The following is a 16,893-nucleotide window of genomic DNA, read 5'->3' on the forward strand; positions in this document are numbered from 1 at the left end:
GAGTCGCCGTGCCGCCCAGGTTCCTGCAACTGTCCGACGTCGCCGCCGAGCTGAACGTCTCGGATTCGCAGGTCTACCACATGGTCCGCAGCGGCGAGCTGCCCGCGATCAAGATCGGTGGACGGGGTCAGTGGCGGGTCGAGCGGGCCCGGTTGGAGGAGTACATCCAGCGCAAGTACGCCGAGACCGCCGAGTGGGTGCAGGAGAACCCGCTCGTCGACCGCGAGCCTGACTGATACGCCTTTCGACCGTTTCGCAGCCATCCGCGCCTTGTCGCGGGTGGCTTTTTTCAGCGCGCAAGCGTTGACCGACACATTGGAACCCATCTACAAATTAGGGCTGTCGGAGGCAAACGAAAGCAAACGCAAGATCAACTCAGGAGAGGAACGCCGTGCGAGCGACCCTGACCCGGCCCCCTGCCCGACAGTCCGTACGGGTGCGCGCCGTTCCGCCCCTCGATCCGCCGTACGACGACGAGTCGCCCCGCGACCCGTGGAGCCAGCTGACCGGTGCCGGCCAGCTCACCCTGGACCTGACCGGCACCCGCCCGCCGCGTGGCCGGCGGCGCGAGTCACCGCCCGCCCTGCCCGTCCCCCGGCCGGCCGTCCGGCCCACCCACGGTCCGGGCCAGCCCGATGCGTACGCCGCGGGTCCGGCGGCCATGACCACCGCGCATCCGGAGCTCGCCGCCCCGGCCGGCCCGTTCCCGGCCGGGTCGTCGCCGGCCGGTCGGGTTCCGGCGGACGGATCCGTGGCCGGGCCGCCGGCGGGTCCCGGGACGGCATCGCCGGAGGCACGGCAGGCGGCCCGCCGGTTCCTGGGCACCTGCCTGGAGGTCTTCAACGGATACCGGCCGGTCTCCCACCTGCGCCGGCTCTGTGTCCCCGGCGACGCGGAGGCGGTCGTGGAGCGGATCACGGCGGCCAACCGACGCTTCGCCGGGCCGCGGTCGCCCGTGCGCGGCCGGTCCGGGCAACTGCTGCGCCCCCGGCTGCTGCGGGTCTCCGAGCCGCTGCCCGGCATCGCCGAGGCAACCGCGGTGCTCGACCGGGCCGGCCGGGTCCGGGCGATGGCCTACCGGCTGGAGCGCCGCCGGGGCGTCTGGCTCGGCACGACCGCCCAACTGATCTGAGCCCACGACCGCTCGGAGGTCTGCGACCAGCCAGCTCCCGGGGCGCCCATCCGGCGGTGACGGTGGGCGTCCCGGGCGCCAGACCGGCCACACGGGGGCGCCGGTACGGCAAACGGGCTCCCCCGCCAATTGGCGGGAGAGCCCGTTTCAGACCTCGCTGACGGTGGGCCGGCGGCAGCCGGTCTCAGGCGCCGGGGCCACCGTGGCAGCGCTTGTACTTCTTGCCGGAGCCGCAGGGGCAGGGCGCGTTACGCGACGGGCTGTTGCCGCCGACGGCCTGGCCGGGCGCCGGACGGCGGGCCGGTCGCGACGGCGCCGGACGGCCACCGACCCCCAGGGCCGGGGCGGACGGGGCCGGCGGCTGCGTCGGGGCCGCCTTCTCGATCTGCACCCCGCCGGAGCCGGCGGCACCGTCGATCGTCGGCGACGAGTACTGGAGGCCCTGGTTGCGCGGCGCCCGCCCGAGCCCCTTGGCCCGGATCTCGACGGCGGCGTCGTCGGGCGCCGGGGTGGCGGCGCCCTCCTCGGCCGGCGCCTGCTGAGGGGCCTCCTCGACCTGGACCTCCAGGTTGAACAGGAAGCCGACCGTCTCTTCCTTGATCCCGTCCATCATGTTGGCGAACATGTCGAAGCCCTCCCGCTGGTATTCCACCACCGGGTCACGCTGGGCGTACGCCCGCAGGCTGATGCCCTCCTGCAGGTAGTCCATCTCGTAGAGGTGCTCACGCCACTTGCGGTCGATGACCTGGAGCAGCACCATCCGCTCCAGCTGGCGTACCGCCTCCTCGCCGAGTTCCTCCTCGCGCCGCTCGTACGCCGCGTGGGCGTCCTCCTTCAGGCGGGTGAGCAGGAAGTCCGGGTCCAGGTTGTTGCGCTCGCCGCCGACCTCCTCTTCGAGGTCCTCGACGGTCACCGCGATCGGGTAGAGCTGCTTGAGGCTGGACCACAGCTGGTCGAGATCCCAGTCCTCGGCGTAGCCCTCGGAGGTCGCCCCCCGGACGTACGCGTCGACGACGTCGTCGATCATGTGCGTCACCTGGTCGTTGAGGTCTTCGCCGTTGAGCACCCGGAGGCGCTCGGCGTAGACGACCTGGCGCTGCTTGTTGAGGACCTCGTCGTATTTCAGGACGTTCTTGCGGATCTCGGCGTTCTGGCCCTCGATCTGGGCCTGGGCGCTCTTGATCTGCCGGGTGACCATCTTCGACTCGATGGGCACGTCCTCGGGGATGTTGAAGCGCTCCATGACCGCTTCGACCGCGCCCGCCCGGAACCGCTTCATCAGCTCGTCCTGGAGCGACAGGTAGAAGCGGGACTCACCGGGGTCACCCTGCCGGCCGGAACGGCCGCGCAACTGGTTGTCGATCCGGCGCGACTCGTGGCGCTCGGTGCCCAGGACGTAGAGGCCACCGGCGGCGGCGACCTCCTCGGCCTCCTCGTCGCAGGCCCGCTTCCAGTTGGGCAGGATCTCCTCGAGCGCCTTGGCGTATTCCTCCTCGTGCTCCACCGGGTCGATCCCCCGCTGGTGCAGCTCGGCCTCGGCCAGGTGCTCGGCGCTGCCGCCGAGCAGGATGTCGGTGCCACGACCGGCCATGTTGGTCGCCACGGTGACCGCGCCCTTGCGGCCGGCCTGGGCGACGATCTCGGCCTCCTTGGCGTGGAACTTCGCGTTCAGCACGGCGTGCGGGATGCCCCGCCGGCGCAGCAGCTGCGACAGGATCTCGGAGTTCTCGACCGAGACCGTGCCGACCAGGACCGGCTGGCCGAGGACGTGCCGCTCGGCGATGTCCTCGACGACGGCGTTGAACTTGGCCTTCTCGGTCTTGTAGATGACGTCGGGCCGGTCGAGGCGGACCATCGCCCGGTGGGTCGGGATGCTCACCACGCCGACCTTGTAGACCTTGTTGAACTCGCCGGCCTCGGTCTGGGCGGTACCGGTCATACCGGACAGCTTGCCGTAGAGGCGGAAGTAGTTCTGGAGGGTGATCGTGGCGAGGGTCTGGTTCTCCTGCTTGATCTCCACGCCCTCTTTGGCCTCGATGGCCTGGTGCATGCCCTCGTTGTAGCGACGGCCGTGCAGGATGCGACCGGTGAACTCGTCGACGATGAGGACCTCGCCCTCGTTGACGATGTAGTCCTTGTCGCGCTTGTAGAGCTCCTTGGCCTTGATCGCGTTGTTGAGGTAGCCGACCAGCGGGGTGTTGACCGACTCGTAGAGGTTGTCGATGCCGAGCCGGTCCTCGACCTTGGCCACGCCCCGCTCGGTCACCGCGATGGTCCGCTTGGCGTAGTCGACCTCGTAGTCGCCCTCGCCGTCCTTGCCGGACTGCAGACGGGCGACGACCCGGGCGAACTCGCCGTACCAGCGGGCCGAGTGCTCGGCCGGACCGGAGATGATCAGCGGGGTGCGGGCCTCGTCGATCAGGATGGAGTCGACCTCGTCGACGATCGCGAAGTTGTGGCCGCGCTGCACGAGTTCGTCCTTCGACCACGACATGTTGTCGCGCAGGTAGTCGAAGCCGAACTCGTTGTTGGTGCCGTACGTGATGTCGCACTCGTAGGCGGCGCGGTGCTCGGCGGACGGCCGGTTGGGCAGGATCACGCCCACGCTGAGGCCGAGGAACTGGTGCACCCGGCCCATCCAGGCCGCGTCACGCTCGGCGAGGTAGTCGTTGACGGTGACGATGTGCACGCCCTTGCCCGACAGGGCGTTGAGGTAGGCGGGCAGCACCGAGGTCAGGGTCTTGCCCTCACCGGTCTTCATCTCGGCGATGTTGCCGAAGTGCAACGCCGCGCCGCCCATGATCTGGACGTCGTAGTGGCGCTGACCGAGCACCCGCGACGCCGCCTCACGGGCGGTCGCGAACGCCTCCGGCAGCAGGTCGTCGAGGCTCTCGCCGTCGGCGATGCGCTCCCGGTACTGGTCGGTCAACTCCCGCAGCTCGGCGTCGGTAAGGTCGACGTAGTCGTCCTCGATCGAGTTGACGGCGTTGGCAACGGCCTTGAGCCGGCGCACCATGCGGCCTTCGCCGGCACGCAGTACCTTTTCCAGAATCGACACGGATCAACGCTCCCCTAGGCTGTCTGCCGAACCATCGTAGGCGCATCGCTGGGGCAAACGGCAGCCGCGCCCACTAGGGAAATGCAGGTAAGCGAACATTACGCCCAGATACTGACGACGAATCCCGTTGGTGAGCCCCCGGAACATCCGGCAGGATGGCGCCGGTGGAGCCGCCGACGATCACCGAAGCCGGTCTGACGCTGCGGCCGTGGCACCCTGACGACGCCGACGCGGTGCTCCGCGCCTGCCAGGATCCGGCGATCTCCCGGTGGACCACGGTCCCGTCGCCCTACCTGCCGGAGCACGCCGTGGGGTTCGTCGCCGAACACGCCCCCGCCGGCTGGGCCGCGGGCACCCGGGCGCCGTTCGCGGTCTGCGACGCGGCCACCGGAGAACTCCTCGGCTCCTGTGGACTCGTCAGCCTCGACCGGGCTGGCGGGCAGGGTGAGATCGGCTACTGGACCGCGCCGTGGGCGCGCGGCCGGGGCGTCGCCGTACGGGCGACCCGGATCGTGGCGCGGTGGGCCTTCGAGTCCGTCGGGCTACGCCGGCTGGTCTGGCGTGCCGAGGTCGGCAACCACACCTCCCGCCTGGTCGCGCTGCGGGCCGGTTTCACCATGGAGGGCATCCTGCGCCGGGACGCGCCCGCAGGCGCCGGGGAGACCGACAGCTGGATCGGTTCCCTCCTGCCGGACGACCCCGGCCCGGCACCCGGTCGGGAGCCGGCCCGCCCCGGCTCGGTCGAGGCCCGCCGGGCGGCCGTCTTCGCCGGCGACCAGCCGACCCTGACGGCCGACGCCCCGGGCGGCCGGATCCGGCTGCGCCGCCCCGGACCGGCCGACGTCGACCGCATCGTGGCGACCTGCCGCGACGACGCGGCGATCCGCTGGACCTCCGTACCCGACCCCTACCACCGACGCGACGCCGGACACTTCCTCGCCGCCGCCGAACAGCAGTGGGCACGCGGCGCCGGGGCGGTCTTCGCCATCGCCGGGCCGGCCGGGACGTTCGACGGCTCGATGGCGCTGCGGCTGTCCGCCGCCGACCCGGCCGTCGCCGACGTGGGATTCCTGATCAGCCCGGCCGCCCGGAACCGGGGATACGCGTCCGCCGCGCTGGCCGTGGTGTGTGCCTGGGCCTTCGACGCTCTCGTCGTGCACCGCGTCGAGTGGCGGGCGCACGTCGGGAACACCGCCTCGCGCCGGGTCGCGGAGAAGGCCGGGTTCACCGTCGAGGGCGTCGCCCGCGGCGGGCTGGCCCACCGGGGCGCCCGCGTCGACGTCTGGGTCGGCGCGCTGCTCGTTGACGACAGGAGCACATGATGCCTCTCACCGGCCTGCCGCAGGAACCGATCGACGGCGACGGGGTACGGCTGCGGCCGTACCGGGAAGGTGACGTCGAGGACATCGCGACGGCCTGCGCCGATCCGCTGACCCAGCGTTTCCTGTCGCTGCTGCCGCACCCCTACACCGCGACCGACGCCCGGTGGTGGATCACCGAGGGATCCGGGGTGGCGTGGGCGGCCGGCGGTGCGGCGTACGCGGTCGCCGACCCGGCCACCGACCGGCTGATCGGCGCGGTCGGCCTGGACCGGATCAACCGGCCGAGGGCATCGGGCGAGATCGGTTACTGGGTCGCGCCCTGGGCCCGTGGGCGTGGCGTGGCGACGGCCGCGACGCGGGCGCTCACCGACGTGGCCTTCGCCGCCGGGCTGGCCCGCATCGAGATCCTCACCGAGTGGGAGAACACCCCGAGCCAACGGGTCGCGCTGGCCGCCGGATACCGGCGCGAGGGCGTACGCCGGTCGGCCGGTGCCGGCCGGACCGGGCGGCACGACCTGATCGCCTGGGTACGTCTCGCCGGGGATCCGGCCGGACCGACGGCGCGGCTGCTGCCCGACCTGCCGGCCGGCCGGCTCGACGACGGCGTGGTGGCCCTGCGGCCGTTGCGGCCCGACGACGCCGACTTCCTCTTCACCCTGCTCTCGGCGCCGGACGTCGTCGCGACCAGCGTGCCGCCGGTGCCGCCGGAGCGGGCCGGAATCGAGGAGCGCTGCCGCCAGGCCGAGGCCCGCTGGCTGGCCGGCGAACGCGCCGACCTGGTGATCACCGACTCGGCGACCGGCGAGCCGGCCGGCGACATCGGCCTGTTCTACCACGAGCCGCCGACCGGGCTGGCCATGATCGGCTACTCGATGCTGCCGGCCTGGCGGGGCCGGGGCTATCCGACCCGGGCGGCGCGGCTGCTGACCGGATGGGCCTTCACGGTCGGCGTCTCCCGGATGATCGCCGGGACGCTGCCGGACAACCTCGGCTCGCAGCGGGTGCTGGAGAAGGCCGGGTTCCGCCGGGAGGGCTATCAGCGCGGCCGGTTGCCCGGGGTGGAGGGCACCCGGCACGACGACGTGCTGTTCGCGCGGCTGCCGGGCGACGACGCCGGCTGATCCGGGCAGCGCCGGTCGATGCCGGACCGGGTCGATCCCGCACCGGGCGAACGCGACGGTACGGGATCGACGGGTGTTCCGGGGGATTGTCCGGGCTCAGTTGGCGAGCGAGATGATCCCGTAGTCGTAGCCCTTGCGGCGGTAGACGACGCTGGGCAGGCCCGACTCCTTGTCGTTGAAGAGATAGAAGTCGTGGCCGACGAGTTCCATCTGGAAGAGCGCGTCGTCCACGGTCATCGGCTGGCCGGAGTGCTCCTTGTGCCGCACGATGTGCCACGGCTGGTCGTCGGCCTCTGCGTAGCCGTCCTCCGCCGGCGCCTCGGTCATCGTCGCGACCGGCGCGGTGCCGAAGTCGGCAACCGGCAGGTCCGCGGTCGCGGCCGCCACGGACACCGGCGTCTGCCGGCCGTGGTGCACCCGACGGCGGTCGGCGGCGCGACGCATCCGGGTCTCCAGCTTGCTGATCGCGGCGTCCAGCGCGCTGTAGAAGTCCTTCGCGCACGCTTCGGCTCGCACCACCGGACCTCGGGACACGCAGGTGATTTCGACGCGCTGGCAGTGGTCGGCCTGTCGAGGGTTGCGTTCGTGGAAGAGTTCCACGTCGACCCGGATGAGCTTGTGGTCGTAGCGCTCGATCTTGGCGAGCTTCTCGCCTACATGAACCCGGTAGTGATCGGGCACCTCAACGTTGCGGCCTTTGACGACAATGTCCACGCGTGACCTCCCCGACGATCGGATGGTCGTAGTTGCAGAGACTTTCCCGGTCGGCTTGTCCGCCCTTTGTCGCTCGACCCCTGACAACGACCGGAATGTGTTTTTGAGGGCTACGCCTCCTTTCCGGGTGCGGGGCGCCGGGGCTGATCAAGTCATACCCCTGGTGACAACGACGCTAACTCCTGTTGGCCCTCTCGTCACCCCTACTTGCAAAGGCGTTTCGAGATGATTCGCCCGATCAAGCAAGAACGGGCAGCGTACGAGGCACCGACCGGCACCGAGGGGGTGGTGTGACGTTACCGACGGTCACGCTTTCGGGTGGCGGCGAGCACGGCCGCGGCGTCGACGCGTACGCCCGCGGTGCCGAGCAGCCCCGTCACCGTGGCCAGCGTCGCCCCGGTGGTCACGATGTCGTCGAGCACGACGACCCGGTGCCCGGCCGCCGCCCGAACCGACGACCGCAACCGGAAGGCTTCCCCGGCCGCCTGCGCCCGCTGCGCGCTGGTCAGCTCCGCCGAATCCGGCCGCGGCAGCGCGCGCAGCGGCCGGGCCACCGCCACCCGCCAGCCGGCGCCACGCAACCGGCGCGCCGCGTGCCGGGCCAACCGCCCAAGGTGGTCGCCGTGCCGGGCCCGGGCGGCCCGGGCCGTCGACGGCACCGGCACCAGGAGTACGGGCCGGTCCGGGCGCACCGCCGTCGCCACCACCTCGGCCAGCAACCGGCCGAGCGGCCGGGCCAGGCCGTGCCGCCCCCGCTCCTTGTAGGACAGCAGCGACTCGCGCAACACCCCGGCGTACGGCCCCAGAGCGACACAGTCGGGCAGGCCGGGCGGGGCCGGGGTGGGACGTACCGGGCCGGCCCGCAGGGCCTCCAGGTCGGCCGCGCAGGCGGCGCACGCCCCGGCCCGCAGCGGTATGCGGTCGGCCCGGCAGCCGGCACAGGACGCGGGCAGGACGAGATCGGTCAGCGCATCCCAGAGCCCGGCCGCGGCCACCACGCCCCCACTCAGTAGACGAAGAACGGGGCGGTCGGGACGGTCGCCTCCGGCGCCGGATCGCCCGACCCGACCCCGGCCACCTCGGTGGAGTGGATCTGCTGCGCGCCGGTCAGCGTGAGCCGGTACCAGGCGACCCCGCTGGCCTCGTACATCAGGCGGGCGAAGCCGGGCCGGGTGACCGGGTTGTCCGGCACGGCGGAGATGTGGGTGACCTGGGCGGCCGGCAGGTCCTCGTCCAGCCACGACTCCAGCAGGCCGTCGACGGTGATGTCGACCAGCGCCAGCCGGGTGCTCTTCAGCCCCGCCGCCACCAGCCGGTTCTCGTCGGTCCAGGCGACCGCCGACACGTCGGCCAGCGAGGTGGTCAGCTGGCGCTGGCCGGCGACCTCGACCAGCCCGCCGGTGACCATCAGGGTCGCCACGTGCAGCCGGTCGCCCGCGGTGTAGGCGATCCGGTGGCCGTCGAGGGCGGGCGCGACCCCGGTCACCGGGCCGCTCGTGCCCGGCAACTCGAGCTCGGTCAGCCCGGCGGTCACCCCGAACTGGTAGAGGCGGCCGTCGGCGACCACCAGCCCGACCGGCCCGCGCGGGTCGGTCGTACGCAGCCACACCGGCCGGCCCATCGAGGCGAAGCTCGGCCCGCTCGGCCGGAAGCCCCGGACCGCCCCGGTGCTCGCCCCCACCTGCAACTGGCTGCGGTCGCCGACCGCGGTGACCAGGGCGACCGAGGCCATCTCCCCGGTGCGGATGATGGCCGCCGAGACGATGCCGGTGTTCGCCTCCGGTGCGATCGGAGCCGGGCTGCCCGGCGGCTCACCGAGATCGTTGAGGCGGCGCACCTGCCCGGCGTAGACGGTGTAACGCTCGGCCACCGGGGCCACGTCGTAGACCGGGTGCTTCTGGAACTGGTCCTCGGCCGCGAGGGTCGTCCGGGTCTGGTTCTGGATCTTCAGTTCGAGTTCCTCGTTCTCGACGAGGTTGGGTCGCAGCGACCAGACGAGCTGGGTGGCGAGCCGGTCCAGTTCGGCGTCGTCGCCGGTCGGTACGGCCTGCGCCGACAGGTTGACCACCAGCCGGCCGTCGGTCGCCGGGGCGTTGCCGATCGGGGCGGTGCCGTCGGGCAGCCCCTTGGCGATCGACCTGATCGAGCCGGACGGGCCGGCCGTCAGCCAGCCGAGCACCTCGGTGGCCTGCAGCTCGCGGGGCACCGACAGCGGCAGGTAACGCAGGTCGGGGATGAGCCCGGACTGGTCGGCGTTCCAGAAGTAGATCGTGCGCGGCTGGTAGTACTTGCCGAACGCCTCGGTGCTGAGCAGCAGCACCGGCGGCGGCTTGAGGACGAACAGGCCGGTGTTGCCGGCGAGCCGTCCGACCGTGAACGAGTACTGGGTGGCGGTCGCCATCGGTGGATCGATGGCGCCACTGCGGGTCAGGATCCCGATCTGCTGCACCGACACGTCCACCTTGCTGGTGCCGTCGGCGTTCGCCTGGACCCGCGGCAACTCGGTCAACCGGACCACGTTCACCTGCGCGTCCGGGCCGGGCTTGTCCCGCAGCTCGGGCTGGCCGGCGGGTGCGATGAACTCACGCACCCGCTCGACCGCGCCGCCCATTTCGCCGGCCGCCGCCTCCAGGTAGGCCACCGCGAACGTCTGCGGCTCGCTGCCGGCCACCGCCCGCTGCGGCGGCACCTGCCCCAGGCCGGTGCCACTGCCGTAGTTGGGGGCCGGGCCGGGCCCGTCGACGCGTACGCCGCTGCTCTCCGGAATGCCGCAACCGGCGAGCCCGGCGACCAGCGCGGTCACCACGGCGACGGCGGCCAGTCGGCGCCTCACCGGGTCACCTCCACCGGCGCGCCGTCCCCGGCGTCGGGGGCCTTCGCGGGTCCTTCGCCGGCCACGGCCGGGTCGGCCGGCTGCACCGCGGGCCGGACCGGCAGCAGCGGCAGATCGGCGGAGACCCGCAGGTCGATCGGGGTCATCACCTCGGACGGCACCAGCCGCAGCGGGGACGAGGTGAGCCGGTCGCCGGACCGCACCGGCAGCGTCAGCCGGAACTGGGCACCCTTGCCGAGTGCCCCCCACGCCTCCAGCCAGCCGCCGTGCAGCCGGGCGTCCTCCAGGCTGATCGACAGGCCCAGCCCGGTCCCGCCGGTCTGCCGGGCCCGGGACGGGTCGGCCCGCCAGAACCGGTTGAACACCAGCTTCTCCTCGCCCGGTCGCAGCCCGATCCCGTGGTCGCGTACGGTGACCGCCACCGCCGAGGAGTCGATGCCGAGGGTCACCTCGACCGGCCTGCCCTCGCCGTGCTCGACGGCGTTGCCGACCAGGTTGCGCAGGATCCGCTCGACCCGCCGCGGATCGACTTCGGCGATCACGGCCCCGTCCGGCAGATGCGCCTCCAGCGGCACCCCGCACCGCTGCGCCAGCCCGCCGAGCCGGTCGACCACCCGCTGCACCACCGGCACCAGGTCGGTCGCTTCGGCGTCCAGCATCGCGAAGCCGGCGTCGAAGCGGCTGATCTCCAGCAGGTCGGTGAGCAGGTCTTCGAAGCGGTCCAGTTCGGCCTGGAGCAGTTCGGCGCTGCGGGCGACCGCCGGGTCGAACTCGTCGCGCTCGGCGAAGATCAGGTCGGCCGCCATCCGGACCGTGGTCAGCGGCGTACGCAGTTCGTGCGAGACGTCGGAGGTGAACCGGCGCTGCAGCCGGGACATCTCCTCCAGCCGGACGATCTGCCGTTGCAGGTTGGTGGCCATCTGGTTGAACGAGGCCGCGAGCAGGGCCAGGTCGTCCTCGCCGTTGACCGCCATCCGCTGGTCGAGCAGGCCCGCGGAGAGCCGCTGGGCGGTGCGGGCCGCGTCTCGTACCGGGTTGACGACCAGCCGGGTGACCAGGGCGGCGAGCAGCGCCAGCAGCAGGACCAGCGCGATACCGGTGGCCAGCACGGTGGTGCGGGCCTGGACCGCGGTCTGCTCCTGGGTGGCGAGCGGCACCAGGCGGTAGATCTCGACCTGACCGAAGCCGGTCGGGACCGGAGAGCCGTAGACCAGGTATCTGGTCCTCCCGCCGCCGAGGTCGCCGGTCTGGATCTGGTGCGCCACCGCACCGCCGGCGACCGTCCGCTCGAGTTCGGGGCTGATCAGCGCGCTGGCCTCGACCGCGGGTGAGGTCGCCGTCTCGATGGTCGGATAGCCGCTCGCGGTCAGCACCACCACGACGCCGGCCTCGTCCGGATCACCGCCGGCCAGCGCCACCACCGTGTTCTCGAAGGTGCGTTGCAGCCTCGGCTCGATCCGGGGGTGCACGCTCAGCTGGTCGTAGGCGTAGTCACGGCTGGTCTCCAGGCGCTCGTGGGCGTCGGCGACCGCGTTGTCGAGCAGGTTGTCGGTGATCTGGGTGACCACCATGTAGGCGAACCCGCCGACCAGCAGACCGGACGAGACCAGCGTGATGGTGACGATCCGGACCTGCAACGACTGACGCCACGTCTGGCGCACGCCGGCGCCGACGACGCCGGCCCGGCGCAGGACGACCCGCCAGACCACCGCCCCGCGCCGCGTGCCGGTGCGCCAGGTCGCCCGGGTCGCGGTCGCGGCCCGGGCGGCAAGCACGTTGAAGGAGGTCAGGAGGCGAGCCACAGTGCTCTCAAGGCTAGCCGGTGCCCGCCTTGTAACCCACGCCCCGAACCGTCAGGATGATTTCCGGACGCTCCGGGTCAGGCTCGATCTTGGCCCGCAGCCGCTGCACGTGCACGTTGACCAGGCGGGTGTCGGCGGCGTGCCGATAGCCCCAGACCTGCTCCAGCAGCACCTCACGGGTGAAGACCTGGCGCGGCTTGCGGGCCAGCGCGACCAGCAGGTCGAACTCCAGCGGGGTCAGCTTCACCTCGTCGCCGTCGCGGCTGACCGTGTGGGCCGGCACGTCGATGGTGATCTGGTTGCCGGGCGGGCCGATCGTCAGCATCTCGGGCGCGGCGTCCTCGCCCCGGCGCAGCCGGGCCCGCATCCGGGCGACCAGTTCCTTGGGCTTGAACGGCTTGACGACGTAGTCGTCGGCACCGGACTCCAGGCCGAGGACCACGTCGACGGTGTCGCTCTTCGCCGTCAGCATGACGATCGGCACGCCGGACTCGGACCGGATCGCCCGGGCCACGTCGATGCCGCTCATTCCGGGCAGCATCAGGTCGAGCAGGACGATGTCTGGACGGCTGTCGCGGAACGCGGCCAGCGCCCGCTCGCCGTCGGCGACGAAGGACGGAAGGAACCCCTCGCTGCGCAACACGATGCCGAGCATCTCGGCCAGCGCGGGATCGTCGTCGACCACCAGTACCCGGGCTCTCATGCGACCAATATTCCATCCCCGTTCACATTGACGGAGCCGGCTCCACCCGTGTCTCGCCCGAACCCCGGCCAGCGGGCCGACATTTCAGACACCTATCACCGTACGTCAGGACGGGCGCACGCACGGCAGTGCCGGTTCGCCGTCGACGCGTGGACATGCCACGATGGCCGCTGACTCGTACCGCGCCCCTGGAGACCGTGTGGATCACGCCGGCCGGCCCGCCGTGCTGCCGCTGCGCCCGCTGACCGTCGGTGAGCTGCTCGACGCCGCCGTTGCGCTGCTGCGCGCGTACGCCCCGGTGCTGATGCCGGTCGCCGCCGTGCTGGCCCTGGGCGAACAGCTCCTGCTGGCGCCGCTGCGGACGGCCGCCCACGTCGCACCACCGGCCTACCTGCCGAACTTCGACCACGCCAGCGCGTACTGGATGCTGCTGTGCGTCGGGGCGGCCACCGAAGTGGCGATCATCGCCGCGCTGGGCGGCCTCACCGGTCGGGCCGCCACGGCCGAACTGCTCGGCCACCGGGCCACCGCCCGCGACCTGCTGCGCCCGGCCGGCAGCCGGTTCGGCCTGGTCGCCGTACTCGCCCTTGGCGCCGGCGGGATCGTGTTCCTCGTGTCGCTGACCGGGCCGACCTGGGTCATCGGATACACGCTGGTCGGGCTCGCCGTACCGGCCCTGGTGATCGACCGGACCGGCCCGCTCCAGGCCCTGGGGCGGGGTGCCCTCCTGACCATCCGGTCCGGGCTGCGCGGCGCCGGGATCCGGCTCATGGGCTACCTGGCCTGGTTCGCGGTCCGGCTCGCGCTGAGCCTGGGCGCGCTGGCCGCGCTCAACGCGGTCGGGATCGACGACCCGGGCTGGGCGGTGCCGGTCGCCGCCGTCGTCTGGCTGCTCGTCAACAGCCTCGCCTACCCGACACTGGCCTGTCTCGACGCGGTGCTGCTGCTGGAGACCCGGATGCGGACCGAGGGACTGGACATCGCGCTCACCCGGGCCCGGCACACCGGCCGGTCCGCGGCCGCGATCCTGGCGGGCGGGCCGTGACCGCCGCGACGTCGGCTGTCCCGCTGCCGGCCGGCGGAATGCCGACCGGCCGGGCGTCGCTCACCGGCGGTGCGGACCTCAGCCGGTGGTGGACCGAGACGGTGGCGTCGGTCGGCGACGTGCTGCCGCTGCCGCTGGCCGCCCTGCTGCTGGTCGCCGCCGCGGCCCTGGTCGCCGCGGGCTGGTACTGGTGGCCGGCGTGGGTGCCACGACGGCTGCCCCGGCTGCCCCGCTGGCGCTGGCGGCCACGCCGGCCCCGGTGGCCCTGGCGGCGCAGGAAGAAGTTACCCGCTACCGAGGTGCCGGAGCAGACGGACCCCGACGCCCTGCCCGACCTGCCGGTGGCCGCGTTCGTCTCGCTCGCCGACCGCTACGCGGCACAGGGCCGGTACGCCGAGGCGGTCCGCGAGCGCCTGCGCGCCATGGTCCGCGAACTCGCCGACCGGCAGGTGATCGAACACCGTCCGGGGTGGACGGTCACCGAGCTGGCCGGGGCGGCCGGCCGGACCCTGCCGGCCGTCGACGCCCCGCTGGCCGCCGCCGGCCGGCTTTTCTCCGACCTCTGGTACGGCCAGCGGCCCGCGCGGGCCGAACACGACGCCCGGATGCGCCAGCTCGCCGCCGAACTGCACCGGGCGCTGGCCGACGACGCCGACCGGCCGCGTACCGGCACCGGCGGACGGGGCGACCGGTGACCGGCGGCGCACCCCGGTCACCGGCCACGAGACCCGTACGGCGCCGCCGGCGGATCGCCATCCCGTTCGGCCTCGTGCTGCTGCTGTTCCTCATCACCGGCGTGACGTACGCGATCGAGGAACCCGATCCGGGCGACGGCGACTTCCTGTCCCCGGTCAGCACCGCCCCGGTCGGCGCCCGGCAGCTCGCCGACCGGCTGCGCGCGCAGGGAACGTCGGTCGAGCGGCAGACCCGCACCCCGGAGGCGCTGGCGTCGGCGTACCGGGGAAACGCGACACTGTTCGTCCCGACGCCGTCGATGGTGCATCCGGCGTACCTGGAAATGCTCCGCCTGCTGCCGGCGCGGACCCGGATCGTGCTCGTCGACCCGGCACCGGGGGCGTTGCGGGCCGCCGGAATCCCGCTCCAGACCGGTGCCCGGCGCTGGACCACCCGGGCGACCGTCCCCGGCGCCGGCTGCGACCGGCCGGAGGCCGTCGGGGCGGGTGCCGCGGCGGCCCTGCGGCAGCGGTACGACCACACGTCGCCGTCCGGGCCGGCTGCCGGCGGGCGGCTCGACCGCTGCTACGACGGCGGGCTCGTCGGGCTGGCATGGCAGTCGATCGACGTGCTGGTGATCGGCACCGCCGACCCGTTCCGCAACGACCGGATCGACGAACACCGCAACGCCGCCCTGGCGACCGCCCTGCTCGGCGCCGCCCCCCGCGTCGTCTGGCTCGACCTGCACCGGCCCGAACCGCGCCCGACGGCTCCCGCCGAAACCTCGGACGACGGCGGCCCCGCGTCGACACCGGTTCCCGACCCGGACCGCGGGAGCGGGCTGCCCGGCGGCCCGGCGGCCGGCGACGGCGGCCGGCCACGCCCCGGCGGCGACGCACCCAGTGGCGACGGGCCACCGGGGGCCGACGGGCCGAACCCGGTGTGGAGCGCCTTCCCGCCCTGGTTCTGGGCACTGTTGGCGCAACTCGCGCTGGCCCTGCTGATCGTGGCGCTGTGGCGGGCCCGGCGCCTCGGGCCGCCGGCGACCGAGCCGCTGGCCGTCTCGGTCCGCTCCGCCGAGACGGTCCTCGGGCGGGCCCGGCTCTACCGCCGGGCGAAGGCACGCGGCCCGGCCGCCGAGATCCTGCGTTCCGCCGCCCTGGACCGCGTCGTGCCGCTGCTCGACCTGCCCGCCGATCCCGGCCCCGCGGACGTGGTCACGGCGGTCGCCGCGCAGACCGGCCAGCCGCCCGACGAGGTCGACGCGCTGCTCTACGGCCCCGCGCCGGCGACCGACGCGGAACTGCTCGACCTGGCCCGGCGACTGGACGCGCTGCCGCACGCCGTCGCCACCCCGGGTGCCGCCGGCGCGTCGTGGCCGTCCGGAGCCGCCGGCCTGCCCCCGCCACCCCACCCGCCCGCCGCCGGTGCCGCCGGCGACGGGCCCGCCGGGCACCATGGTCCGGCGTACCGAACCGACGAAGGAGAGACCCGGTGACCCGACCCGCCGGACCGGCCGACCGGTCCGCCATCCCGGCCGACGACGCCCGGGCCGCGCTGCACCGGCTGCGCGCCGAGGTCGCCAAGGCCGTGGTCGGCCAGGACGCGGTCGTCACCGGCCTGGTCATCGCCCTGCTGTGCCGCGGGCACATCCTGCTCGAAGGGGTCCCCGGCGTCGCCAAGACCCTGCTGGTACGTACCTTCGCCGCCGCTCTCGACCTGGACGCCAAGCGGCTGCAGTTCACTCCGGACCTGATGCCCGGCGACGTCACCGGGTCGCTGGTCTTCGACCCCCGGACCGCCGAGTTCACCTTCCGCGAGGGGCCGGTCTTCACCAACCTGCTGCTCGCCGACGAGGCCAACCGGACCCCGCCGAAGACCCAGTCGGCGCTGCTGGAGGTGATGGAGGAACGGCAGGTGTCGGTCGAGGGCACACCCCGGCCGTTGCCGCAGCCGTTCATCGTCGTGGCCACCCAGAACCCGGTCGAGTACGAGGGCACCTACCCGCTGCCCGAGGCCCAGCTCGACCGGTTCCTGCTGAAGCTGACCGTGCCGCTGCCGACCCGCGACGAGGAACTCGGCGTACTGCGCGCCCACCACGCCGGGTTCGACCCGCGCGACCTCGCCGCCGCCGGCGTACGGCGAGTCGCCACCGCCACCGACCTGGCCATCGGCCGGGAGGCGGTCGGCGCGGTCGGCGTCGCCGAGCCGGTCCTCGGCTACATCGTCGACCTGTGCCGGGCCACCCGGGTCTCGCCGTCGCTGGAGCTGGGCGCCTCGCCGCGCGGCGCCACCGCCCTGCTGCTGACCGCCAAGGCGTGGGCCTGGCTCGCCGGCCGCGACCACGTCACCCCCGACGACGTCAAGGCGGTGGCGCGGGCCGCGCTGCGGCACCGGGTACGGCTGCGCCCGGAGGCCGAACTCGAGGGCGTCACCGCCGACGCGGTCCTCGACGCGGTGCTCGGCACCGTGCCGACGCCGAGGTAGC

At 73.3% G+C, this 16,893-nt stretch carries 14 protein-coding genes; 8 read left to right on the forward strand and 6 right to left on the reverse strand.

The features are described from left to right. The first annotated feature begins 8 nt into the window (after positions 1–8). Positions 9–236, forward strand: coding sequence for a helix-turn-helix domain-containing protein (locus AB0I42_RS03225; RefSeq protein WP_357533719.1), 228 nt, complete (start codon positions 9–11; stop codon positions 234–236). Between the two features lie 155 nt (positions 237–391). Then, positions 392–1,132: an Rv3235 family protein gene (locus AB0I42_RS03230; protein ID WP_357533721.1), complete on the forward strand. Its 741-nt coding sequence runs from the start codon at positions 392–394 to the stop codon at positions 1,130–1,132. Positions 1,133–1,316: 184 nt separating this feature from the next. Here the strand turns inward: AB0I42_RS03230 and secA are convergent, their stop codons facing one another. Further along, on the reverse strand, positions 1,317–4,190 hold the full coding sequence (gene secA / locus AB0I42_RS03235; RefSeq protein WP_357533723.1) for a preprotein translocase subunit SecA: 2,874 nt from the start codon (positions 4,188–4,190) through the stop codon (positions 1,317–1,319). 155 nt (positions 4,191–4,345) lie between these two features. Between secA and AB0I42_RS03240 the strand changes: the two genes are divergently transcribed. Beyond that, complete coding sequence (locus AB0I42_RS03240) at positions 4,346–5,512, forward strand: GNAT family N-acetyltransferase (protein WP_357533724.1); 1,167 nt, start codon at positions 4,346–4,348, stop codon at positions 5,510–5,512. Next, the gene (locus AB0I42_RS03245; protein WP_357533725.1) at positions 5,512–6,633 is read left to right on the forward strand and encodes a GNAT family N-acetyltransferase; all 1,122 of its coding nucleotides are present in this window, start codon (positions 5,512–5,514) and stop codon (positions 6,631–6,633) included. Before AB0I42_RS03240 ends, AB0I42_RS03245 begins: the two co-directional genes overlap by 1 nt. Positions 6,634–6,729: 96 nt before the next feature. Here the strand turns inward: AB0I42_RS03245 and raiA are convergent, their stop codons facing one another. From raiA to mtrA, 5 genes are all read right to left on the reverse strand, one after another. Beyond that, positions 6,730–7,347, reverse strand: coding sequence for a ribosome-associated translation inhibitor RaiA (raiA, locus tag AB0I42_RS03250; RefSeq protein ID WP_357533726.1), 618 nt, complete (start codon positions 7,345–7,347; stop codon positions 6,730–6,732). A 296-nt stretch (positions 7,348–7,643) separates the two neighbouring features. Next, positions 7,644–8,345, reverse strand: a complete 702-nt coding sequence (locus AB0I42_RS03255) for a phosphoribosyltransferase family protein (RefSeq protein WP_357533728.1) — start codon at positions 8,343–8,345, stop codon at positions 7,644–7,646. An 8-nt stretch (positions 8,346–8,353) separates the two neighbouring features. After that, positions 8,354–10,180 carry a hypothetical protein gene (locus tag AB0I42_RS03260; protein ID WP_357533730.1) on the reverse strand — a complete coding sequence of 609 codons (1,827 nt, stop codon included), beginning with the start codon at positions 10,178–10,180 and terminating at the stop codon, positions 8,354–8,356. Then, entirely contained in the window at positions 10,177–11,889 is a 1,713-nt protein-coding gene (gene mtrB / locus AB0I42_RS03265) for an MtrAB system histidine kinase MtrB (RefSeq protein WP_357534124.1), read from the reverse strand. The genes AB0I42_RS03260 and mtrB overlap by 4 nt, the downstream gene beginning before the upstream one ends. Before the next feature lie 106 nt (positions 11,890–11,995). Next, positions 11,996–12,685, reverse strand: a complete 690-nt coding sequence (mtrA, locus tag AB0I42_RS03270) for an MtrAB system response regulator MtrA (protein ID WP_212822558.1) — start codon at positions 12,683–12,685, stop codon at positions 11,996–11,998. 199 nt (positions 12,686–12,884) lie between these two features. Here mtrA and AB0I42_RS03275 point away from each other — a divergent pair, with 199 nt between their 5' ends. The 4 genes from AB0I42_RS03275 to AB0I42_RS03290 are packed head-to-tail and all read left to right on the forward strand — an operon-like array spanning position 12,885 to position 16,892. Then, on the forward strand, positions 12,885–13,730 hold the full coding sequence (locus AB0I42_RS03275; RefSeq protein WP_357533732.1) for a hypothetical protein: 846 nt from the start codon (positions 12,885–12,887) through the stop codon (positions 13,728–13,730). Beyond that, a complete protein-coding gene (locus AB0I42_RS03280; RefSeq protein ID WP_357533734.1) occupies positions 13,727–14,425 on the forward strand; it encodes a DUF4129 domain-containing protein in 699 nt (232 codons plus the stop codon). Before AB0I42_RS03275 ends, AB0I42_RS03280 begins: the two co-directional genes overlap by 4 nt. Further along, positions 14,422–15,903, forward strand: coding sequence for a DUF4350 domain-containing protein (locus AB0I42_RS03285; protein ID WP_357533735.1), 1,482 nt, complete (start codon positions 14,422–14,424; stop codon positions 15,901–15,903). Before AB0I42_RS03280 ends, AB0I42_RS03285 begins: the two co-directional genes overlap by 4 nt. Continuing rightward, positions 15,900–16,892, forward strand: coding sequence for a MoxR family ATPase (locus AB0I42_RS03290; RefSeq protein ID WP_357533737.1), 993 nt, complete (start codon positions 15,900–15,902; stop codon positions 16,890–16,892). The genes AB0I42_RS03285 and AB0I42_RS03290 overlap by 4 nt, the downstream gene beginning before the upstream one ends. Position 16,893 lies beyond the last annotated feature (1 nt).

The organism is Polymorphospora sp. NPDC050346 (assembly GCF_040655695.1).
GTDB classification, from domain to species: domain Bacteria; phylum Actinomycetota; class Actinomycetes; order Mycobacteriales; family Micromonosporaceae; genus Polymorphospora; species Polymorphospora lycopeni.